18 protein-coding genes are annotated in these 21,928 nt (G+C 57.3%); 12 read left to right on the forward strand and 6 right to left on the reverse strand.

The features are described 5' to 3' along the window. Positions 1-227 precede the first annotated feature (227 nt). Complete coding sequence (locus tag CFI10_RS00540; RefSeq protein WP_206837884.1) at positions 228-446, reverse strand: hypothetical protein; 219 nt, start codon at positions 444-446, stop codon at positions 228-230. Between the two features lie 33 nt (positions 447-479). On the opposite strand from CFI10_RS00540, the gene CFI10_RS00545 reads away from it, so the two are divergent. Both CFI10_RS00545 and CFI10_RS00550 read left to right on the forward strand, forming a co-directional pair. Continuing rightward, positions 480-1,208, forward strand: a complete 729-nt coding sequence (locus CFI10_RS00545; RefSeq protein ID WP_242530210.1) for a restriction endonuclease subunit S — start codon at positions 480-482, stop codon at positions 1,206-1,208. A 242-nt stretch (positions 1,209-1,450) separates the two neighbouring features. Continuing rightward, positions 1,451-4,597 (forward strand): type I restriction endonuclease subunit R, encoded by a 3,147-nt coding sequence (locus CFI10_RS00550; protein ID WP_206837902.1) that lies wholly within the window; start codon positions 1,451-1,453, stop codon positions 4,595-4,597. 46 nt (positions 4,598-4,643) lie between these two features. Here CFI10_RS00550 and CFI10_RS00555 read toward each other — a convergent pair whose 3' ends face one another. Then, positions 4,644-5,432: a TIGR00266 family protein gene (locus tag CFI10_RS00555; protein ID WP_206837905.1), complete on the reverse strand. Its 789-nt coding sequence runs from the start codon at positions 5,430-5,432 to the stop codon at positions 4,644-4,646. 158 nt (positions 5,433-5,590) lie between these two features. On the opposite strand from CFI10_RS00555, the gene CFI10_RS00560 reads away from it, so the two are divergent. The 8 genes from CFI10_RS00560 (at position 5,591) to astB (ending at position 13,786) form a co-directional block, all read left to right on the forward strand. Continuing rightward, positions 5,591-6,490, forward strand: a complete 900-nt coding sequence (locus CFI10_RS00560) for a DUF1853 family protein (protein ID WP_175527688.1) — start codon at positions 5,591-5,593, stop codon at positions 6,488-6,490. Positions 6,491-6,573: 83 nt separating this feature from the next. Next, a complete protein-coding gene (locus CFI10_RS00565) occupies positions 6,574-6,975 on the forward strand; it encodes a hypothetical protein (RefSeq protein ID WP_206837908.1) in 402 nt (133 codons plus the stop codon). A 78-nt stretch (positions 6,976-7,053) separates the two neighbouring features. Then, positions 7,054-7,593 carry a DUF411 domain-containing protein gene (locus tag CFI10_RS00570; RefSeq protein WP_206837911.1) on the forward strand — a complete coding sequence of 180 codons (540 nt, stop codon included), beginning with the start codon at positions 7,054-7,056 and terminating at the stop codon, positions 7,591-7,593. 130 nt (positions 7,594-7,723) lie between these two features. Next, positions 7,724-8,947 carry an EAL and HDOD domain-containing protein gene (locus CFI10_RS00575; protein WP_091827544.1) on the forward strand — a complete coding sequence of 408 codons (1,224 nt, stop codon included), beginning with the start codon at positions 7,724-7,726 and terminating at the stop codon, positions 8,945-8,947. After that, positions 8,944-9,699 carry a sulfite exporter TauE/SafE family protein gene (locus CFI10_RS00580; protein WP_341868540.1) on the forward strand — a complete coding sequence of 252 codons (756 nt, stop codon included), beginning with the start codon at positions 8,944-8,946 and terminating at the stop codon, positions 9,697-9,699. Before CFI10_RS00575 ends, CFI10_RS00580 begins: the two co-directional genes overlap by 4 nt. Before the next feature lie 63 nt (positions 9,700-9,762). Beyond that, positions 9,763-10,983: a hydrolase gene (locus tag CFI10_RS00585; RefSeq protein ID WP_242530066.1), complete on the forward strand. Its 1,221-nt coding sequence runs from the start codon at positions 9,763-9,765 to the stop codon at positions 10,981-10,983. Positions 10,984-10,985: 2 nt separating this feature from the next. Continuing rightward, complete coding sequence (gene astD, locus CFI10_RS00590) at positions 10,986-12,464, forward strand: succinylglutamate-semialdehyde dehydrogenase (protein ID WP_206837914.1); 1,479 nt, start codon at positions 10,986-10,988, stop codon at positions 12,462-12,464. Beyond that, entirely contained in the window at positions 12,461-13,786 is a 1,326-nt protein-coding gene (astB, locus tag CFI10_RS00595; RefSeq protein ID WP_206837919.1) for an N-succinylarginine dihydrolase, read from the forward strand. Before astD ends, astB begins: the two co-directional genes overlap by 4 nt. A gap of 4 nt (positions 13,787-13,790) precedes the next feature. Here the strand turns inward: astB and uvrD are convergent, their stop codons facing one another. The 3 genes from uvrD to CFI10_RS00610 all read right to left on the reverse strand — a co-directional run bounded on the left by uvrD (position 13,791) and on the right by CFI10_RS00610 (position 17,364). Continuing rightward, positions 13,791-16,001: a DNA helicase II gene (uvrD, locus tag CFI10_RS00600; RefSeq protein ID WP_206837922.1), complete on the reverse strand. Its 2,211-nt coding sequence runs from the start codon at positions 15,999-16,001 to the stop codon at positions 13,791-13,793. A 103-nt stretch (positions 16,002-16,104) separates the two neighbouring features. Further along, positions 16,105-17,076: a homoserine kinase gene (locus tag CFI10_RS00605; RefSeq protein ID WP_206837925.1), complete on the reverse strand. Its 972-nt coding sequence runs from the start codon at positions 17,074-17,076 to the stop codon at positions 16,105-16,107. Positions 17,077-17,082: 6 nt separating this feature from the next. Further along, positions 17,083-17,364, reverse strand: a complete 282-nt coding sequence (locus CFI10_RS00610) for a DUF2782 domain-containing protein (RefSeq protein ID WP_242530067.1) — start codon at positions 17,362-17,364, stop codon at positions 17,083-17,085. A gap of 96 nt (positions 17,365-17,460) precedes the next feature. Between CFI10_RS00610 and polA the strand changes: the two genes are divergently transcribed. After that, on the forward strand, positions 17,461-20,205 hold the full coding sequence (gene polA / locus CFI10_RS00615; RefSeq protein WP_206837930.1) for a DNA polymerase I: 2,745 nt from the start codon (positions 17,461-17,463) through the stop codon (positions 20,203-20,205). Between the two features lie 166 nt (positions 20,206-20,371). Here the strand turns inward: polA and yihA are convergent, their stop codons facing one another. Further along, the gene (yihA, locus tag CFI10_RS00620; protein ID WP_091827541.1) at positions 20,372-21,043 is read right to left on the reverse strand and encodes a ribosome biogenesis GTP-binding protein YihA/YsxC; all 672 of its coding nucleotides are present in this window, start codon (positions 21,041-21,043) and stop codon (positions 20,372-20,374) included. Between the two features lie 202 nt (positions 21,044-21,245). Between yihA and CFI10_RS00625 the strand changes: the two genes are divergently transcribed. Beyond that, the gene (locus tag CFI10_RS00625) at positions 21,246-21,848 is read left to right on the forward strand and encodes a c-type cytochrome (RefSeq protein ID WP_206837934.1); all 603 of its coding nucleotides are present in this window, start codon (positions 21,246-21,248) and stop codon (positions 21,846-21,848) included. The last annotated feature ends 80 nt before the right edge of the window (positions 21,849-21,928 follow it).

A 21,928-nucleotide genomic window follows, 5' to 3' on the forward strand; every position in this document is an offset into this window, starting at 1 on the left:
TACAGCCATTCAAAATAGCCACACGCCCGAGCGCCATGCATGGCAGGGTATGCCTTGGCCTGCAGACAGAATCGAGACGAAATACTGCGGTGAGAAGCATGATCGATGCTGCAGTGGCGTAGATTAACCCGGTACACGTTAGATAAGATCGAGCTGTGTTAAAGAGCGAGGTCGTCTTCAGTGCTGGGTGCTGCAACAGCGGGTGAAGTCACTGATTCAGGTGGTTATCAGAACTGGACTTCGGTCAGATTAGCAACCCTGGTCCTGTCCCCTCTGTTAACGAAGGACAGCTCAAGGAGTTCCCGGCCATCTTTCCACCGATTGAGGAGCGAAAGAATATCGCCGCCTTCCTCGACCACGAAACCGCCCGTATCGACCGGCTGATCGAAAAGCAGCAGCGATTGATCGAGTTGCTGAGAGAAAAACGGCAGGCGGTGATCTCCCATGCCGTCACCAAGGGCCTTGATCCCAATGTGCCGATGAAAGACTCCGGCGTAGAGTGGCTGGGGCAGGTGCCGGAGCATTGGAAAGTATCCAGAATCAAGAACTACGCGAAGATCGAAAGTGGACATACTCCAGACAAGAAAAAGGCTGAGTACTGGACTGATTGTGACATTCCCTGGGTTTCACTGAATGACTCTAAGACGCTGAAAGTGGTGGACTACATCGATGACACTGCTTACAAGGTTAATGAGCTTGGTATAGCTAACTCATCGGCCCGTCTATTGCCTGCTCAAGCAGTTGTCTTTACCCGTGATGCCTCCATCGGGTTAAGCGCCATAACAACAAGGCCGATGGCCGTTTCTCAGCATCTCATTGCGTGGTTGTGCAAAAGCCAGAAGCTATTACCCGAGTATCTCCTGCTAGTGTTCTACGGCATGGAGAAAGAGTTTGAACGCTACACATCCGGTGCGACTATAAAGACCATTGGAATGGATGATGTTCGATCTCTGTCAGCGAGTTTCCCCCCTCTGGCTGAGCAAAGGGCAATCGTTCATTGGGCATTTCAGAAAATAAAGCAGCTGCAACAAGGAGTATCCAAAGCTGAAGAGGCGGTTGGCCTACTCCAGGAACGCCGCACCGCCCTAATATCCGCCGCCGTCACCGGAAAAATCGATGTACGCAACTGGCAGCCAAATACCAGCACCCAATCCGGTGAACCCGATCTGCCTATGGCCGCCGAGCAAGCCGGGCGCTACCATGTTTAACCAAGGCATTCAGTCGATGCATCCAAAGGGCAGCACTCAAACATCAGCGCCTGCACGGTGTTCCGGGGGCCGACCCTCGGCGCCATGGATGGCGCCGTGGAGCCTCCAGGGACGGATTTACGGCGTGTCGGCACACGGAATCCGGGCAGACGCGCCATCGCAAAGCTGGCTGAAGCCACTGTGATGATCAGTACAGAGTAATAAAAAACAATCAAAAACCGATACATGGAAGAGGAACCGTCATGGCTGACAGCCGCGAACTGGCATTTCAGAACGACATCATCGCCGCCCTGCAGGCACAGGGCTGGCAGGTGGGACAGTCGAGCCAGTATGACCGCAAACGCGCCCTCTACCCGGACGACCTGATCGCCTATGTGCAGGAAACCCAGCCCGATGCCTGGGCCAAGTTCTGCAAAATCTATGGCCGCGAGCCGGAGCATCACTTGCTCAACGCTGCCGAGCGCAGTCTGAGCCGTAAGGGCACTCTCTGGCTGCTGCGTAACCAGATCGAAGATCGCGGCGTGCGCCTCAAGGTCGCCACCTTCAAGCCCGACAACAGCCTCAACCCAGAGCTGGAACAGCGCTACGCCGCCAACCGCCTGCGCGTGGTGCCGGAGCTGATCTACAGCCCCCACGGCTATGATGGTCGCATCGATCTCACGCTGTTCGTCAATGGCCTGCCGGTAGCGACGCTGGAGCTGAAGTCCTGCTTCAAGCAGAGCCTTGAAAACGCCAAGAAGCAGTACCGCTATGACCGCAAGCCGAAAACCAACGGCAAGGACGAACCGCTGCTGAAGTTCAAGCGCGGTGCCATTGTCCACTTTGCCGTTAACCAGTTTGAAGTGGCGATGACCACCAAGCTGGCAGGCAAGGATACCTTCTTCCTGCCCTTCAACCGGGGCACGGCGGCCGGTGGCGCCGGTAACGATCAGCCAGCCGATGGCTACGCCACCGAGTATCTGTGGAACGAGGTGTTCCAGCCCGACAACTGGCTCAAGTTGCTGCATCGCTTTGTGCACCTGGAGTCGAAAGAGGTGTTCGACGAGCTGGGCCATCTCCATACCAAAGAGACCATGATCTTCCCGCGTTACCACCAGTGGGCGGTAGTGCAGACCCTGCTCAATACCGTGCGCATGGAAGGCACCGGCCAAAAGTACCTGATCCAGCATTCGGCTGGCTCCGGCAAGTCCAACTCCATCGCCTGGCTGGCGCATCAAGCCTCCAGCCTGTGCAATGCCGAGGGCAACAAGGTGTTCAACTCGGTGATCGTGATTACCGACCGCACCGTACTGGACAGCCAGTTGCAGGAAACCATCTCCCAGTTTGAACACAAGTCCGGCGTGGTCAGCCGCATCAACCGCGAAGAAGGCGACGGCAGCAAATCGGCCCAGTTGGCCGATGCCCTGAGCCGGGGCACGCCGATCATCATCGTCACCATCCAGACCTTCCCCCACGTGCTCAAGGCGATACAGGAAAGCACCGGCCTGCAGGACCGTACCTTTGCCGTCATTGCCGACGAAGCCCACTCCAGCCAGACCGGCAGCACCGCGCGCCAGCTGCGTGAAGTACTGATGGCGGAGCAGCTGAAAGACGAGGATGAACTGTCTGCCGAGGATGTAATGAACGCCACTCTGGCGGCCCGTGGTGGTTCCGACAAGATCAGCTATTTCGCCTTTACCGCTACGCCCAAGGCCAAGACGCTGGAGCTGTTCGGGCGCCCCGAAGACCCGAGCATGCCGATCAGCGACAACAACCCGCCCCACCCCTTCCATGTGTACTCCATGCGCCAGGCGATTGAGGAGGGCTTTATCCTCGATGTGCTGCGCAACTACACCAGCTATGCGCTGGCCTACAAGCTGGCGATGCAGCAGGAAGCCGATCAGGAGGTGGACAGCAAGAAGGCCAAAACCCGCCTGTCACGCTGGGTGCGCCTGCACCCGCACAACATCGGCCAGAAGGTGCAGGTGATCATTGAGCACTTCCGCGAGAATGTGATGCACCTGCTGGCGGGCGAAGCCAAGGCGATGGTGGTCACCGGCAGCCGCATGGAAGCGGTGCGCTACAAGCTGGCGTTCGATAAATACGTCAGAGAGCAGGGCTATGAGCGCATTCAGGCGATGGTGGCCTTCTCCGGCGAGGTCAACGATCTGGAAAGCGGCCCTGAGCCCTTTACCGAGCGCAACATGAACCCCGACCTCAAGGGGCGTGATATGCGCAAGGCGTTCGATACTGACGACTATCAAGTGATGCTGGTGGCGAACAAGTTCCAGACCGGTTTCGACCAGCCCAAACTCTGCGCCATGTACGTGGACAAGAAACTGACCGGCGTGGACTGTATCCAGACCCTGTCACGGCTCAACCGCACCTATCCGGGCAAGGACACCACCTATGTGCTGGACTTCACCAACGACCCGCAGGAGGTGCTGGCCGAGTTCCAGAAGTATTTTGAAACCGCCCAGCTTGACCAGACCTCGGACCCGAACCTGGTCTACGACCTACAGCACAAGCTGCTGGAGAACAGCATCCTCCAGTGGCATGAGGTGGAAGCCTTTGCCGATGCCTACTTCGACCCCAAACGCGGCGCCGAGGCGCTGACCGGCTACATCAAACCGGCCGTGGATCGCTTCATCCAGCGTTATCGCCATGCCAACGAAGTGCTGCGCGATGCCCGCATCCAGCTCAAGCGCTTGATCGAATCCGGCAGCGACAGCGAACGTGCCAATGCCGAACGCTCAGTAAAAGCCGCAGAAGAAACCCGCGACAGCCTGGATCTGTTCAAGAAAGACGTGAACAGCTATATCCGCTTTTACGAGTTCATCAGCCAGATCACCCCGTTTGAAGACCCGGCACTGGAACAGCTCAACGTCTACAGCCGCCACCTGCTGCCGTTGCTGCGTCAGGAAGTGATCGAAGAGGACGAAATCGACCTCACCGCCGTAGCACTGAGTCATTACAACCTGAAACAGAAGCGCACTCAGGATCTGAAACTGAAGGACGGTGAAGGCCAATACACCGGCACCACCGCCGTGGGCACCGGCAAGCCGAAGGAAGGCGAATACGATCTGCTGTCACACATCGTCGAGAAGATGAACGAACTGTTCGGCACCGAAACCACCGATGGCGATAAACTCGATTTCGTGCAAGGGCTGGCCAGCAAGCTGACCGAGAACGAAAGCGTGATGGACCAGATTCGCCATAACACCGACGCTGCGGTCATGAATGGCGACTTCCCCAAAGCGATGGATGACGCCGTGATCGCCCGCATGGACACCCAGCAGGGCATTGCGATGAAATATCTGTCCGAACCGCAGATCACCAAAGAGCTGCAGGGGCTGATGCTGGCGTGGTTAAGGCAGCAGGTGCTGGGTGAGCAGAGTAGAAGAATGTAGTGGTAGCACCTTTGTGCAAGGGGTGCCTGCACAAAGGTGCGAAAACTCAACGTCCCCCAATCATCCGCCCGATACCGCCCAGCACCGAGCCTTCGCCTTGGTCATTGCCGCCGTTGGATGGGGCGTGGGCCAGAATACGGTCTGCCATGCGTGAGAACGGCAGGCTTTGCAGCCAGACAGTGCCGGTGCCTTTGAGCGTGGCCAGAAACAATCCCTCACCGCCAAACACCATTGATTTCAGGTTGCCGGCGCGCTGGATGTCGTAGTCGATCCCTTCGGTGAAGCCGACCAGACAACCTGTATCCACGCGCAGGGTTTCGCCGTTCAGTTTCTTTTCCACCACGGTGCCGCCAGCTTGAATGAAGGCCATGCCATCGCCTTCCAGCTTCTGCAGGATAAAACCTTCACCACCGAAAAAGCCGGCGCCGATGCGACGGTTGAAAGTGATGCTGATGCGGGTGCCCAGCGCGGCACAGAGGAAGGCATCCTTCTGGCAGATCACCTTTTCGCCCAGCTGTGCCATGTTAAGAGGCACGATGTTGCCTGGATAGGGCGCGGCAAAGGCTACCCGGCGTTTGTGGCTGCCTCGGTTGCTGAAGTGAGTGGTGAAGATCGATTCGCCGGTGAACACGCGCTTGCCGGCGGAAAACAGCTTGCCCATCAGACCCTCGTCGGGATTGGAACCATCACCCATTTTGGTTTCAAAAGCGATGTCCTCTTCCATATAGGTCATGGCACCAGCTTCGGCGATGACGGCTTCGCCCGGGTCCAATTCCACTTCAACCAGCTGCATCTCCGAGCCGATCAGCTCGTAATCCACTTCATGGCAACGCATGGCACTCTCTCCTGTCGATTTGCTCCGTGTTGTTGTGAATGAGTATAACGGAAAGCACCCTGCTGCCGCTCGTCGCGCAATATGAAGGTCAAGTTCCGAAACCTCAAGCCATATGGGCTATCATGCCGAATACCGGGTTCAGGTTAGTGGAGAGGGTGATGTACAGGGCAAATGAAATTGAATACCTGCCGCGAAGCCTGCGTCATTTGTACTGGCTCTGTCAGGCGCCATCACTGATGAGGCATGAGCGGGTATTTGACCTGACAGCAGCGCTGCCACAGGACTACAGGCTGCGGATTGATCGTCTGGCACATTGTCCCGATGTGCTGCAGCAGCTGAATATGGCGGCAGAGCTGCGCCTTGGCCTGTACTTTGAGCAGCTGTATGCCTGCCTGATGACCCATGTACTGGGCTGGGAACTGCTGGGGCACAACCTTCAGGTGCGTGAGCAGGGTCGTACCTTGGGCGAGTTGGACTTTCTGCTGCGAAATCCGCTCAGCGGTGAAGTTGAGCATCACGAAATCGCGGTGAAATTCTATCTGGCGGCCGGTGCTGATGACTCGCACTGGTACGGCCCCAACAGCCGTGACCGGCTGGATCTGAAAACCGAGCGCTTGCTTGGTCATCAGGTAAAGATGGCTGAACAGCCCGCCAGCCGGGCTATGCTGGCTGAGAAAGGGCTGCCGCAGTCGGCTCGATCACATGTGTTGATGCCGGGATATCTGTTTTATCCAGCCGGACAGAGTGCGCTGCCGTTGCCGCCCAATGTGTCGGAGAACCACTTGCGTGGCGACTGGCTGCGAGCATCGCAGGTAAGTGAATTACGGCTGGAAACCAGTGTGCAGCTGAACAAGCCTGACTGGCTGGGGCCCTGGCACCAGACATGTCACCCGGATGGAATGCTGGCGCATGCGCAGGCCTCTCGAATTGCCGCCGGAGGCCCACCAAAGCTGTTTGCACAGTTGGGGCAGGATGGAAATAGCGGTGTATGGCACGAGACAAAGCGTTTTTTTCTGGTGCCGGATGAATGGCCTTATACCAGCATGGAGAAAGCTTAGTACCAGTGGTTCTGTCAGCAGCATTGAACCCGCTTCTGCTTGTGGGTACCTTAGGCGTTTAGCTTTCAATTGACGAACCCGACGTGTTTCAGACCCGCACTGACCATTTTGATTCTCATCGCCCTCAGGCCCTTGTGGTTCTGATGCTGATGGCTGTTCTGGTGCTGCAGCTGTTTAGTCTGGTTCAGGCGTCCCTCCCCGCTGAACATCATGCCGTCAGTAGTCACTGCATGGCTCAGATGAACACTGCGCATCAACCTTCGGGTAGCAGCTGTCATCTGGAGCAGCCTCATGAAGCGGCCTGTTGCGACAGTTTTCAAGCTGACTGCGCCGATCACTGTGCTCAGGGCAGTGCACTGGTACTAAACAGCCAAATGGTGCTGTTGCGACCGACTGCAGTGCACCGCCCTATCGATCTGTTACAGCTACCGGATGCACCGGTTTTCTCCCGCTATGAGCCACCCAGACCCCGCACATTGGTCTGAAGTGTGTTCAGGGAGCCTGGCTCCCTCCCCTTGAAACAGCATTGTGCGGCCTGATCGTTCGCACAGAGGAGAAATTCCATGTCCCTTTATCGTACTGGCCTTGTGGCCCTTTCGTTAGTTGTATCTACCGCTTTGCTGAGTGCCTGCAGCGATTCTCAGGCAACTTCAGAAGCACCGAAGCCGGCAACACAGGCAACGGCCCAGCAAGCCAGCGTTGATGCCATGAATCTGCGTGTCTACAAGAGCCCTACCTGTGGCTGCTGTGTGGATTGGATTGACCATGTCGAAGATGCAGGCTTCCATTCGGTGACCCATCACCCAGATAACCTGACCCAACTGAAGCTGGATATGGGTTTGCAGGGGCAGTATCACTCCTGTCACACCGCTGTATCCGAGCAAGGCTATCTATTTGAAGGCCATGTGCCGGCGAAGCTGATGCAAGACTTTCTGGAGCAGCCGCCCGCCGATGCTTTGGGGCTGGCGGTACCGGGCATGCCGATGGGCAGTCCAGGTATGGAGGTTGATGATCGCTTCAGCCCGTACCAGGTGCTGCTGGTGAAGAAAGATGGCAGCTACGAGGTTTACGCAACCATCGAAGAGCAAGCTGATCAGTACTGATCCAATACAATGTAACCTTGTAAGGCTCTGTTCTCGGCGAGGGTGAGTGGCTATACTCTAACCCTCGTTTGAAAACAAGCAGAAACAGACCAACAAGGAGTCAACAGTGGCGTCGACCGGCTCTCAAATCATGGCAGATGAACAGCAGCTCCAGGTATTAATGGCGCGACAGCCGATTTATACCAAGAGCCAGGATGTGGTCGCCTTTGAGTTGCTGTTCCGTGATACGGATGGCAATTTCGTTGAAGGTCTGAAGGATGAAGATGCCACGCTCGGTGTGTTGCTTGGTACTTACTCCAGTATCACCAAGGGCGGTGCGGTTCAGTCACTGCCCTGTTTCCTCAAGGTGACGGACAGCTTCCTGCTCAATAATGATGTGCCCGAATTGCCGAAGCAGAATTTTGTGCTGGAAATTCTGGGCCACTCGGACGTAACGCCCGAGTTCATTGCTCGAGTGAAGGGACTGGCGCAGCAGGGCTACCGACTGGCTTTGGCGGATTACGACCCGCGAGACCCCAAGTTCGAGCCACTGTTGAACATCGTTCATGTACTGAAGCTGGATATTCAGCTGCTGGGGCTGGATAACATTCCTGCGTTGTTGCAGCGCCTGCGAACCTATCAGCTTGAGCTGCTGGCCGACAAGGTGGAGACTCAGGAAGAGTTTCGTCGCTGTCTGGAGATGGGCTTTGCCCTCTATATGGGCTATTTCCTCAGCAAGCCCGAGGCGGTCAAAGGCAAGAAAATCACCGGTAACAAGGTGGTTCTGCTGGAGTTGCTCACCGAAATGCAGCGTCCCAGCGCCACGGCACAGTCCATTGAACAGATTGCCCTGCATGATCCGGCGCTGACCTATCGGATTCTGAGGGTGGTCAACTCCGCTGCCTTCAATCTCAAACGTGAAATCAGCTCGCTCTCCCACGCCATCTCCCTGCTTGGTATCGATCAAATCAAACGCTGGGTGATGCTGTTCCTGACCAGTACCGATAAAACCAAGCCGGACGAGCTGACGCGCAACATGCTGGTGCGTGGCCGTTTTTGCGAGCTGCTGGCCGAGATGCTGGGGCGAAATGAGCCGATCAACCATTTCATCGTAGGCCTGCTGTCGCAGCTGGATGTATTGCTGGACATGGAGATGGAAGATCTTCTGTCTCAGGTCCCCCTGCAGCAGGATATGAAAGATGCTCTGGTTGGCCGCAGAGGCTCATGCGGTGAGCTGCTGCAGCAGGTTGAACATTATGAAAGGGGTGAGTTTGAGCAGCTCAGCCGAGAGTTGGACAAGCCCTTCTATGAGGTGGCCTATCGCCACAGCCTGAACTGGGCACAGCAGGTGATGCTGGCCATGCAGCAGGCGTGATCGGCTGGTTACCGCCTGAACTGGTGGCGCTGGACGCTGTTTGGCTGATCCTGACCGCTGGCTTTACCTCCCTTATGACCGCGACCCTTGGTATTGGTGGCGGTGTTTTGCTGCTGGTTGCGATGGCACAGATTGTACCGATCGCCGCACTGATCCCCGTGCATGGTCTGGTTCAGCTTGGCTCCAATGGCAACCGTGCCCTGATGACCCGTCAGCATATTGATTGGCCTCTGTGTGGTCGATTTTTGCTTGGTGCTCTGATTGGCGCAGGGCTCGCATCACTGGTTGTGGTACAGCTGCCGTTGCAGGTGATTCAGCTGGCAGTGGCCGGTTTCATTCTGTGGATGGTGTGGGGGCCAAAGCCGGCTATGCGCACATTGACACCCTTGCGCACCCTGCTGGCCGGTTCATTAACCACTTTTGTCTCCATGTTCGTCGGGGCCAGCGGTCCACTGGTGGCTGCGTTCGTGCATCGTCACAGCTATGACAAGATGCAGACCGTTGCCACCTTTGCCGCGGCGATGACTGGTCAGCACCTGCTCAAGGGTGTGGTGTTCTCCTTTATTGGCTTTTCCTTTATCGACTGGTTGCCACTGATCGGCCTGATGATTCTCAGTGGTATGCTGGGCACCTGGATCGGGCTTAACCTGCTGCAGAAAGTCAGCTCGGTCTGGTTCAACCGCCTGTTCCGCATCATCGTCACTGTGTTGGCATTGCGTCTGCTGTGGCAGGCACTGCAACCCCTTATCTAAACGAACTGGCATCCCCTTTCGGCCTGACCGATACTGAAACCGTGCAACGGAATCGGAGGTCGTGTGCGGCAATCCTATTACCACTGGTTACCCGATCAGCAGGCGCTGATGCTGGAGCAGACAATTGCGCTGGCCGAAATCAATTCGGGTACGTTCAATGTCACGGGCGTTAATGCCGTCGCTGACAGGCTCGCTGAGCTGGCCGCTGGGTTGAATGCCGTGGTGCAGCGGATCGATCTGCCGCATTACCGTCAGCTCACGGACAAGGCCGAATGGCAGGAGCAACCACTGGGACAGGCGCTGCAGCTGCAAAAACATCCAGATGCGCCGCTGCAGCTGTTGTTGATGGGACATCTGGATACGGTCTACGGCGTTGACCATCCCTTCCAGAAGATACGCTGGCTTGATGCAGAGCGCCTCAACGGCCCCGGGGTAACCGATATGAAAGGTGGCCTGGTGGTAGCACTGCATGCTCTGACGGCGCTGGAAGCCTCGCCGCTGGCGGGCAAAATCGGCTGGCGATGGCTGCTTAACCCGGATGAAGAGATCGGCTCGCCCTGCTCTGCTGAACTGATTGCGAGCTGTGCGGCAGAGGCTGACCTGGGGCTGGTGTTTGAACCGGCATTGGCCGATGGTTCTCTCGCTGGCGCGCGCAAGGGCAGTGGCAATTTCAGTGTGCGTGTAACGGGACGTGCTGCCCACGCGGGGCGCGAACATCACCTGGGTCGTAACGCGATCCGGGCGTTGTGCGATTTCATCAGTGCGCTGGATAACCTTAACGGTCAGCGAAAAGGGGTGACCATCAACCCCGGCTATATTCATGGAGGTGGTGCGGTCAACGTGGTGCCCGATCGGGCGATGGCGCGTTTCAATATACGTATTGAACAGGCTGAAGATGAGCTCTGGTGCCTGCAGCATCTTGAGCAGTTACAACAGCGAATCCTCCGGCAGGAGGGTATTCAAATTGAGCAGGACGGTGGTTTTGGGCGCAAGCCCAAACCGTTTGGGCCGCACCTGCGTTTGTTTGAACGCCTGCGCCAGATAGGCCAGGGGTTGGGCACCAAGCTGAACTGGCTGCCCAGTGGAGGCTGCTGCGATGGCAATAATCTGGCCGCTGCAGGAGTGGCTAACATTGATACGCTGGGAGTGTGTGGTGGCTCAATTCATTCCAGCGATGAATTTCTGCTGGTTGGCAGTCTTTCAGAGCGCGCCCGACTGACAGCCGCGCTGTTGTTCGAACTGGCCCAGGATGACCCGGCGCAGTGGCGCCGTAAACGGAGGTAAGCATGCTGGATCTGCTGATCAACGGCATCTGGGTGACCGGTGAAGGTACGCCACTGGTTTCCATCAATCCAGTGAATGGCGAGCGGCTCTGGAGTGGCCAAAGTGCCAGTCTGGAACAGGTTGACCGGGCGTTGTCTGCTGCGAGGCGGGCGGCGTCGGACTGGGGTGGGCTGGGGTTTGATCTGCGTCGACAGCTGGTCGAACGTTATACAGACCTGCTGCAGCAGGAAGCCGAACCAATGGCGATTTGTATCGCGGAAGAAACCGGCAAGCCGTTGTGGGAGGCACGTACCGAAGTCACCAGCATGATCGGCAAAACCGCTCTGTCAATCCGGGCATATTCAGAACGCACCGGTTGCCATATCAGCGAACAGAATGGTATTCGCACAGCCGTGCGTCATAAGCCACATGGCGTGCTGGCGGTGTTTGGACCCTACAACTTTCCCGGTCACCTGCCCAATGGTCATATCGTACCGGCCCTGCTGGCGGGCAATACACTGCTGTTTAAGCCCAGTGAACAGACCCCACTGGTGAGCCGTCACATGGTTCAACTGTGGCAACGAGCCGGATTGCCGCACGGCGTGCTCAACCTGTTACAGGGCGGCGCGGAAGTCGGGCAGGCGTTGGCGGCCAGTGAGCAGCTTGACGGTATCTGTTTTACCGGCAGTTCGGCCACGGGAGAGCGCTTGCAGCAGCAGTTTGGCAACCGCCCCGGCAAACTGCTGGCGCTGGAGATGGGAGGGAATAATCCGCTCGTAGTGCGGTCTGTGGATAATATTGAGGCAGCGCTGTTCTGTGTTATCCAGTCAGCCTTTTTAAGCAGTGGGCAGCGTTGCAGTTGTGCGCGCCGTCTGCTGATACCTGTGGGTAATTGGGGCGATGAGTTTATCAACAGGTTGGTTGAAGCGGTGGGCAGGCTGACAGTGGATGCCCCCTTTGCTGATCCACAGCCGTTCATGGGCAGCCTGATTTCGCCTGAAGCTGTGGATAACCTGCTGGCTGCACAGCTGCGGCTGCAGTCGATGGGGGCTGAAGTGGTGTTGGCGATGCAATCCGTGCGTGAAGGCAGTGCTTTGCTGACGCCGGGATTGATTGATGTGACCGAACTGGGTGCGCGGGCGCCTGATGAGGAGTACTTTGGTCCTCTGCTGCAACTGATTCGCTACCAGGATTTTGATCAGGCCATTACCCTGGCCAATCGTACCCGATATGGCCTCAGTGCCGGGCTGATCAGTGACAATGAGGCAGAGTTTGAGCACTTTCACCGCCATATTCGCGCCGGTGTGGTGAACTGGAACAGGCCTTTGACCGGGGCGTCCGGTGCACTGCCTTTTGGCGGCATCGGTGCCAGCGGTAACCACCGCCCCGGTGCCTGGTATGCGGCGGATTACTGTGCCTACCCCGTGGCTGGGTTGGAAAGTGCACGGCTTGAGCTGCCACAGAGCCTGCCACCGGGCATGGTATTGGGAGCGAAGGGATGAAGGCGGTAGAGGTCAATTTTGATGGTCTTGTAGGGCCTACCCACAACTACAGCGGATTGGCGCCGGGCAACCTGGCTTCGGTCCGTAATCGTGACCAGATCTCGAATCCAAGGGCAGCGGCCTTGCAGGGGCTGGCCAAGATGAAACGACTGCATGATTTGGGGCTGACGCAGGGGGTGCTGCCGCCGCAACCCAGGCCGGAGCCTGAATTGCTGCGTCGGCTGGGCTTTGCCGGCTCGGATTCTCAGGTGTTGTCTCGCGCTGCAGTCGAGGCTCCTTGGCTACTTTCAGCTGCCTGTTCCGCCTCTTCCATGTGGACAGCAAACGCGGCGACCGTGTCACCGGCGGCTGATACAGCGGACGGGCGTGTGCACTTTACACCAGCCAATCTGGTCTCTCAGCTTCATCGCAGCATGGAAAGCGCGATGACAGGAGAAATTCTGCAGCGGGTTTTCCACAACGAGCAGTTTTTTTGTGTCCACAACGCGCTGCCGGCCAGCTCGGCACTCGGTGACGAAGGTGGTGCCAATCACAATCGGTTATGCACAGGTTATTCTGATCCGGGTGTTGCTCTGTTTGTTTATGGCCGCAGCCGGCAGCAGTCAGGACCGCACCGCTTCCCTGCGCGTCAAACCCTTGAAGCCAGTGAGGCGGTGGCACGTCAGCATGGGCTGAATCCGGCACGGGTTATTTATGCACAACAGCAACCTGACGCCATCGATGCCGGTGTTTTCCACAATGATGTTATTGCAGTCGCCAATCGTAACCTGCTGTTCTGTCATGAAGGCGCTTTTGTAGATCAGACACAGGTGATTGGTCGCTTGAGCCATGCACTCGATGGCAAGCTGAATCTGATTCAGGTGAGTGAGCAGGAAGTGGCGCTGCAGGCAGCAGTGCAGAGCTATCTGTTCAACAGCCAGCTGTTGACCCTTTCAGGGGGCCATACTTTGCTGCTGGTACCACTGGAATGTCGCGAAAACGAACAGGTCTGGCATTACCTGCAAACATTGCTGAAAGCACGCAAAGGGATCGACGCAGTGGAAGTGATAGATCTGCGCCAGAGCATGCGCAATGGTGGCGGTCCGGCCTGCCTGCGGCTAAGGGTGGTGCTGGAGTCTGAAGCTCTGGAAGCCTGCCATCAGGGAGTTCTGTTCAGCGATCAACTGTATGCGCAGCTGATCGACTGGGTTGAGCGCCATTACCGTGATCGGCTGGTACCCTCCGAGCTGGCCGACCCGGCACTGCTGGATGAGTCGCGCGCCGCTCTGGATGAGCTGACGCGCATTCTGCAGTTGGATAGTCTCTACCCGTTCCAGCATTGACGTTTTACAAGGGTTGCAGGTTGGCAAAACCCACCACCAGCCACTTGCTGCCGGCTTCTTCGAAGTTGACCTGTACCCGTGCCTTGGGGCCACTGCCCTCGAAGTTGGTCACCATGCCTGCGCCGAATTTGGCGTGCATTACTGCTTGCCCCAAGCGCAGATCGGTACTGGGGATCTCGGCGCTGGACAGCGAGCTGCCACCCCCGAACAGGCTGCTCTCTGAATCGTACCCGCTGCTGTAGGGACGGCGTACTGTGGCGTTAAGGCGTACCTCTTCGATATGCTCTGCCGGTATCTCGTTGATGAAGCGCGATACGCGGTTAAAGGTCTCCTTGCCGTGCAGGCGGCGTGACTCGGCGTAGGTCATGTACAGCTTCTGCATGGCGCGGGTGATGCCCACGTAGCAGAGGCGGCGTTCCTCCTCCAGCCTGCCCGGTTCTTCCGCCGACATGCTGTGCGGGAACAGACCCTCCTCCATGCCCGCCAGGAACACCAGCGGGAACTCCAGCCCCTTGGCGGAGTGCAGCGTCATCAGCTGTACACTGTCGGTGTGCACATCGGCCTGGGCTTCACCGGCATCCAGTGCCGCCTGGTCCAAGAATGCCGCCAGCGGTGAATTGAAGCCCTCTTCGTTGTCTTCCTGCCACTGGCCGGCAAACTGGCGGGCGGCGTTGACCAGCTCCTCAAGGTTCTCGATACGAGACTGGCCCTTCTCGCCCTTCTCTTTTTCGTGGTGCTCAATCAGGCCGGAATGCTGCACCACATGCTCGGTCTGTTCGTGCAACTCGGTACCACGGGTATTGGCGTCCAGCTGATTGATCAGGTCGACAAAGGCCTGCAGCGCATTGTTGGCGCGGGCGGGCAGGGTTTTCAGTTCGGTGATTTCATTGGCGGCCCGCCACATGGAAACGTTCTCGTCTCGGGCGTGTTCGCGAATCGCCTCGATGGTGCGGGTACCGATACCGCGGGTGGGAACATTGATCACTCGCTCCATGGCGGTATCGTCATCGCGGTTGGCCAGCAGACGCAGATAAGCCAGTGCGTTCTTGATCTCCAGCCGGTCATAGAAGCGTTGGCCACCGTAGATTCGATAGGGCATGCCCGCTCGGATCAGCATCTCCTCCAGCACCCGCGACTGGGCGTTGGAGCGGTATAGAATGGCCGATTCATCTCGGCGATTACCCTCTTCTACCCACTTCTGGATCTGGTCAACGATGAAGCGTGCCTCGTCCTGCTCGTTGAATGCGCTGTAGAGCGATATCGGCTCACCATCGCCAAGCTCGGTCCACAGCTCTTTGCCCAGGCGGCCGAAGTTGTTCTGGATCACGGCGTTGGCGGCGCCGAGAATGGTGCCGGTGGAGCGGTAGTTCTGCTCCAGACGGATGGTTTCGGTACCCGGGAAGTGCTGTTCAAGATGCTGGATGTTCTCGATGCGAGCACCGCGCCAGCCGTAGATCGACTGGTCATCATCGCCCACCGCCATCAGTTTGTTCTCGCCCTCACACAGCAGGCGCAGCCAGGCATACTGAATGGCGTTGGTATCCTGAAACTCGTCCACCAGCACATAGCGGAAACGTTCGCGGTAGTGCTTGAGCAGCTGGGGCGCGCGGTCGCGCAGCAGTTCCAGTGCCCGCAGCAACAATTCGCCAAAATCGATCATGCCGCCTCGTTCACAGGCCTCTTCGTAGGCTTCATAGACCCGAATCATCATCGCCTGGAACGGATCGCCCGTCCGCTCGATATGGGCGCTGCGCAGGCCTTCGTCTTTCTGGCCATTGATGAACCACTGAAACTGACGTGCCGGCCAGCGGCTGTCGTCCAGGTTCATTTCCTTGCACAAGCGCTTGACCAGGCGCAGCTGGTCGTCGCTGTCCATGATCTGGAAGTTGTCGCGCAGTCCGGCATCGCGCCAGTGGGCACGCAGCAGGCGATGTGCCAGACCGTGGAAGGTGCCCACCCACATGCCGTGGGTGTTGATCCCCAGCAGGTGCTCGATTCGCCCGCGCATCTCCCGTGCCGCCTTGTTGGTAAAGGTCACCGCCATGATTGAATAGGGTGACAGGCCTTCGGTTTCGATCAGCCAGGCGATGCGGTGCACCAGTACCCGCGTTTTGCCGGAACCGGCACCTGCCAGAACCAGCAGGTTGTTCAGATCAGCGGTAACCGCCTGCCGCTGGGCGTCGTTGAGCGAGTCGATGATGTGTGTAACGTCCATGGGCCCTGCCGAGTTGAAATCAGATGAATCGAGGTGGAAAGACTGCAGTATACCAGCCCGGACGACTTGGCCTGAAGCCAACAGCCGATCCGGGCCGCAACCGTCAGATTGAGGCGGGTGTTTCGATACGTGCCAGCAGGGTACGACGGAACTCGTCCGGATCTTTCAGTTTGGTGCTGATGCCGCTGCGTGAAGCTTGCTCAACTCCGAGCCAGGGTATTAGCCGCGACAGCCAGAAACGCATGGCAGCAGTGCGAACCAGCGTCGGCCAGGCGGCGACTTCTTCATCAGTAAACGGGCGTACACTGGCATAGGCTTTGAGCAGTGCCTGCTCCCGTACCGGATCAGCCTGCCCCTGTGCGTTGGTACACCAGTCGTTGGCGACAATGGCCAGATCAAACAGCAGGAAAGCGGTTGCCGCGTTGTAGATATCGAGGATCGCTTCCAGATGGCCATCACGGAACAGGGCGTTGTCATGGAACAGGTCGCCGTGGATGGTACCAAGCGGCAAGCCGAAGGGTTTTTCTCGCAACTGGTCAAACAGGGCTACTTCCTGCTGCAGCAGCTCGGCATCTTCCGGTTTAAGCAGATGGCGAATGGCCTGACTCTCGCGTCGCCACCAGAAAACGCCCCTTTGAGCCTGTCTGCGCAGGTAGAACTCTTCGCCGGCCAGGTGGAGCTGTGCCAGTGCTGTGCCGATCTCGGTACAGTGTGCCGTTGTCAGCTGTTCGCGACTGACATGATGTCCCTGGAAGCGGGGCTGGAAAAAGGCGGGTTTGGCGCACACCTGTTTCAGCGCAATACCGTTGCGATCCTTGATCGCAAAGGGAACCGGTACCTGACGCGTATGCAGCCACTGGCCCAGCTCGACAAAGAATGGCATCTCGTCGAAAGCCAACTCTTCGAACAGTGTCAGAACGTACTGCTGTTCGTGGCCGTCAAGGTCCAGCGTAACGAAGAAGTTGCTGTTTTCGATGCCACCTTCGATCCCTTCGAAGCTGACCAGTCTACCCAGCGCATAGTCTTCCAGCAGGGCTTCAAGTTGAGCGCGGCTGATATCGGTATATACGGCCAATGTCGGTTACCAGCGGAAGATGACCCATTTCGGAATCAGCAGCTGCGATTCCTCTACACGAATGAATTTGGAGCCATCAGCCGGCACCAGATAGTAGGGCTTGCCAACCTTGGGCACGACCTTTATTTCGCGCAGCTGGCCGTTGACGGTGTACTCGTAATAGGTGCTTTCACCATCGTGGGTGATGGTTATCTCTGGCTCGGTCAGGGCCGGGTCATCCACTACTTCGGCTTGGGCCAGGGGCGTCAGTGCCAATACCGCCGCCAGCGTCAGTTTTTTCAGCATCATTGCTTCCCAATTGGTTAGTCGGGGTCGAATTGTCTATGATTGTGGGCCTTGTCGCAGGCGCCGACAACCCCGAAACAGTTTTAAATGGATACTCCCATGAGCGAACAGCACGCCCCGGTCATTCTGGTGGATGGCTCCTCCTACCTTTATCGAGCATTTTTCGCCTCCCAGCAAGCTGATCTGCGTACAGCTGACGGTACGCCAACCGGTGCCATCAGGGTTGTGACCTCGATGCTCAAACGTCTGCTCAAGGACTATCCGGGCAGCCCCGTCGCCGTTATTTTCGATGCCAAGGGCAAAACCTTTCGCGACGAGATATATGCTGAGTATAAGTCACATCGCCCGCCCATGCCGGATGACCTGCGCGCTCAGGTGGAGCCGATCCACGCCATCATTCGGGCCATGGGACTGCCGCTGTTCGTCGAAGACGGCGTGGAAGCGGACGATGTGATCGGTACCCTGGCGCGTCAGGCCAGCGAATCCGGCCGCGCGGTGGTCATCTCCACCGGTGACAAGGATATGGCACAGCTGGTGGATGAACATGTCACCCTGATCAACACCATGAACGACAGCAAGATGGATGTGGCAGGGGTCGAGGAAAAGTTCGGTGTGCCGCCGCAGCTAGTGATCGATCTGCTGGCGCTGCAGGGGGACAAGGTAGACAACATTCCCGGTGTGCCCGGTGTGGGTGAAAAGACCGCGTTGGCACTGCTGCAAGGTATCGGCGGCATCCAGGACCTTTATGAGAACCTGGATAAAATACCCACGCTGGGCTTCCGTGGCGCCAAGACCATGCCGAAAAAGCTGGAGGAGAATCGCGAAGCGGCGGAGCTATCCTATCTGTTGGCCACCATCAAGACCGATGTACCGCTGCAGATCGACCTGCACGACATCACCCTGCCTGAACCCCAGCCGGAGCAGCTGCTGGAGCTGTTCAAACAGTTCGAGTTCAAGAGCTGGGTGCGTGAACTGGAAGCAGGAGATGCTGAAGAGTTGGGAGCTGAGGAGCCGGTGGCTCTGGAAGACGCCATCGAAACCGAATATGAAACGGTCCTGACGCAGGACGCTTTTGATGCCTGGCTGGCGAAGCTCAAGGCCGCAGGGGAGTTTGCCTTCGATACTGAAACCACCAGTCTGAACTACATGGAAGCGCAGCTGGTGGGTGTCTCTTTCGCGGTCGAGCCAGGCAAAGCCGCCTATGTACCGCTGGCGCACGATTACATGGGTGCTCCGGCTCAGCTGGATCGCGAGGCTGTTCTGGCGCAGTTGAAGCCGCTGCTGGAAGATCCGGAGCTGAAAAAGATCGGCCAACATATCAAGTACGACATGAACGTATTGCGCCACTACGGTGTCGAGCTGCAGGGTATCGGCGCCGATACCATGCTGGAGTCCTACGTACTCAACTCCACCGCCAGTCGTCATGACATGGATACGCTGGCGGATCGTCATCTGGGTGTGACCTCCACCAGCTTTGAAGCCATTGCGGGCAAGGGCAAGAAGCAGCTGACCTTTAACCAGATCGAGCTGGAACAGGCCGCACCCTATGCGGCGGAGGACGCCGACATCACCCTGCGCCTGCATCATAAACTGCTGCCGCAGCTGGCCGCCGAGGGTGAACTGCTCAAGGTGTTCGAGCAGATCGAACGTCCGCTGATCCCGGTGCTGTCACGCATGGAGTATCGTGGTGCGCTGGTGGATGCCAATATTCTGGGCGAACAGAGTCAGGAACTGGAATTGCGCCTGAACGAGATCGAGAAGGACGCTTTCGAACTGGCCGGCGAAGAGTTCAACCTCAACTCCACCAAGCAGCTGCAGGCGATCCTGTTCGACAAGATGGGCCTGCCAGTGAAAAAGAAAACACCGAAGGGTGCGCCGTCTACGGCCGAAGAGGTGCTGCAGGAGTTGGCGCTGGACTATCCGCTGCCCAAGCTGCTGATTGAACAGCGAGGCTTGAGCAAGCTCAAGAGTACCTACACCGACAAGCTGCCGCAGATGATCAATCCGGCTACCGGGCGTATCCATACCTCCTATCATCAGGCAGTGACGGCGACCGGACGCTTGTCCTCATCCGAGCCCAACCTGCAGAACATCCCGGTACGTACCCTCGAGGGGCGTCGTATCCGCAACGCCTTTGTTGCACCCGAGGGTTACAAAATCATTGCGGCGGACTATTCACAGATTGAACTGCGCATCATGGCGCACCTGTCCGGTGACGAGGGGCTGCTCAACGCCTTCCGGCACGGTGAAGATATCCACAAGGCGACCGCCGCCGAAGTGTTCGGTATTACTGTGGACAAGGTAACGGCAGATCAGCGCCGCAGCGCCAAGGCGATCAACTTTGGCCTGATCTATGGCATGTCCGCCTTTGGTTTGGCACGGCAGTTGGGAATCGGCAACAAGGAGGCCGGTACCTACATCGAGCACTATTTCGCCACCTATCCCGGCGTACAGCGCTACATGGACGAAACTCGTGCTCAGGCCCGGGATCAGGGCTATGTAGAAACACTGTTCGGTCGCCGTCTCTACCTGCCGGAGATCAACGACCGCAATCCGATGAAGCGTCAGGCCGCCGAACGTACCGCGATTAACGCACCCATGCAGGGTACGGCAGCAGATATTATCAAACGCGCGATGATTGCGGTGGATAACTGGCTGGAACAGGGCCAGATGGATGCTCGCATGATCATGCAGGTACACGATGAGCTGGTGTTCGAAGTGCGTGAAAGCGAAGTGGATAACTTTATCGCGCAGGTCAAACCGCTGATGGAAGATGCCGCCGAACTTGCGGTACCCCTGCTGGTTGAAGCCGGTGTCGGCGATAACTGGGAACAGGCACACTGATCTTTTTTTGTACAAAAGTGAACTTTTGTCGAATCAAAGGTCTTAACTGTTGAGCCGCGGCATGAAATCCCAGTCTTGCCAGCGTGGAGTCGCGGCTCTGTCTGTCATGACATCTTGACCCCGGTAGTGGTGCTCCCCTTCCATCTGCCGGGGTTTTTCTTGGCTGTCAGTCTGCTTTGGGTGGAATCAGCTCCACCTCATCCGGTTGCATCTCTTTCAGATCCGGCAGCAGCCAACTGTTGATCCTCTGGCGCAGCTGGTCCACACCTGACTTTTTCAGAGCCGAAAACGTCTGCACACTCACCTTGTCGCCCAACCGTTCCTTGAGTTGCTTCTGAATCTGCAACATGGTGCTCTTGGCCGGACCTCGCTTGAGTTTGTCTTCCTTGGTCAGCAGCACGTGCAGGGGTACACCGGTCGATGAGCACCAATGCACCATCATCTCGTCGAATTCCTTCATTGGATGGCGAATATCCATCACCAGTACCACACCCTGCAGGCATTCGCGGTGCTGCAGGTAGGCATCCAGATGGCGCTGCCAGTGAAGTTTCATCGCAACCGGCACCTTGGCATAGCCGTAACCCGGCAGGTCGACCAGTCTAAGGCCTTCAATGTTGAGCCTGAAAAAGTTGATCAGCTGCGTACGTCCTGGGGTTTTTGAGGTGCGTGCCAGCGCGGTCTGCGCGGTCAATGCGTTGATCGCGCTGGATTTGCCGGCATTGGAACGACCGGCAAAGGCAACCTCGGCACCGGTGTCGGGCGGACATTGGTCGAGACGTGATGCGCTGGTCTCGAAATGAGCAAGGTTGTAATGGATAACGGGGTCAAACGTAGACATGGCGCAAGACTCGGGTGGCCACAAAGTGAACATATACGTTCCAGTTTGTGGGGATATTGGTTTATAATGCCGCCAATTTTACCCGCGAACCGAGTCTGTCTCCAGTCAGGGTAATAGTGGAAATTGGCCGTTTACTGCTGTTTACTGCAAAATCAGCGGTAGATTAAAACACATTTCGTCAAGCAAGAGTCTGGGTTAGTCAATGAACAAACTACTGATCAGCTTACTGGTAAGCATCGGTATCACCGGCGTCGCGCATGCGGCAGGTGATGCAACTGCAGGCCAGGGCAAGACAGCCGTATGTACTGCCTGTCACAGCACCGATGGTAACAGCGTCGTGGGTAACTTCCCAAAACTGGCTGGGCAAGGTGAAAAATATCTGCTCAAGCAGATGCTCGAAATCAAAAGCGGTGTCCGTTCCGTGCCGGAAATGACCGGTATGCTGGATAACCTCAATGAACAGGACTTGGCTGATATTGCGGCGTTCTTCGCCAGCAAGAAAGTTCAGCTGGGGCAGGCTGCAGCAGACCAGGTTGAGGCGGGTCAGAAAATATGGCGCGCCGGTGTTGCAGATAAGGGCGTAGCAGCCTGTACTGCCTGCCACGGCCCCAACGGCAAGGGGATCGACTCTGCGGCCTACCCGTCGCTTAGCGGTCAGCACGCCCAGTATGTTGAGTCTACGCTGAAGAAGTTTGCCAGCGGTGACCGCAACAACGATCCGGCCAACATGATGCGCGATATTGCATCCAAAATGAGCGAAGCGGAAATGAAAGCGGTTTCCCAGTACGTTCAGGGCCTGCACTAAGCGGCAGGCGTTGCGTCCAGTCTGATCAAAAAGGCAGCATAGGCTGCCTTTTTTGTTGAGCATGAAACTTATTCAGGCTT

This window comes from Marinobacterium iners, from assembly GCF_017310015.1.
GTDB lineage: Bacteria > Pseudomonadota > Gammaproteobacteria > Pseudomonadales > Balneatricaceae > Marinobacterium > Marinobacterium iners.

Coding starts and splice junctions, on each gene's coding strand:
- astD (WP_206837914.1), top strand. CDS start 10,986: ATGCTGGATCTGCTGATCAACGGCATCTGGGTGACCGGTGAAGGTACG.
- CFI10_RS00570 (WP_206837911.1), top strand. CDS start 7,054: ATGTCCCTTTATCGTACTGGCCTTGTGGCCCTTTCGTTAGTTGTATCT.
- uvrD (WP_206837922.1), bottom strand. CDS start 16,001: ATGGACGTTACACACATCATCGACTCGCTCAACGACGCCCAGCGGCAG.
- CFI10_RS00555 (WP_206837905.1), bottom strand. CDS start 5,432: ATGCGTTGCCATGAAGTGGATTACGAGCTGATCGGCTCGGAGATGCAG.
- astB (WP_206837919.1), top strand. CDS start 12,461: ATGAAGGCGGTAGAGGTCAATTTTGATGGTCTTGTAGGGCCTACCCAC.
- polA (WP_206837930.1), top strand. CDS start 17,461: ATGAGCGAACAGCACGCCCCGGTCATTCTGGTGGATGGCTCCTCCTAC.
- CFI10_RS00560 (WP_175527688.1), top strand. CDS start 5,591: ATGTACAGGGCAAATGAAATTGAATACCTGCCGCGAAGCCTGCGTCAT.
- CFI10_RS00540 (WP_206837884.1), bottom strand. CDS start 446: ATGGGAGATCACCGCCTGCCGTTTTTCTCTCAGCAACTCGATCAATCG.
- CFI10_RS00550 (WP_206837902.1), top strand. CDS start 1,451: ATGGCTGACAGCCGCGAACTGGCATTTCAGAACGACATCATCGCCGCC.
- CFI10_RS00625 (WP_206837934.1), top strand. CDS start 21,246: ATGAACAAACTACTGATCAGCTTACTGGTAAGCATCGGTATCACCGGC.
- CFI10_RS00610 (WP_242530067.1), bottom strand. CDS start 17,364: ATGATGCTGAAAAAACTGACGCTGGCGGCGGTATTGGCACTGACGCCC.
- yihA (WP_091827541.1), bottom strand. CDS start 21,043: ATGTCTACGTTTGACCCCGTTATCCATTACAACCTTGCTCATTTCGAG.
- CFI10_RS00575 (WP_091827544.1), top strand. CDS start 7,724: ATGGCAGATGAACAGCAGCTCCAGGTATTAATGGCGCGACAGCCGATT.
- CFI10_RS00545 (WP_242530210.1), top strand. CDS start 480: ATGAAAGACTCCGGCGTAGAGTGGCTGGGGCAGGTGCCGGAGCATTGG.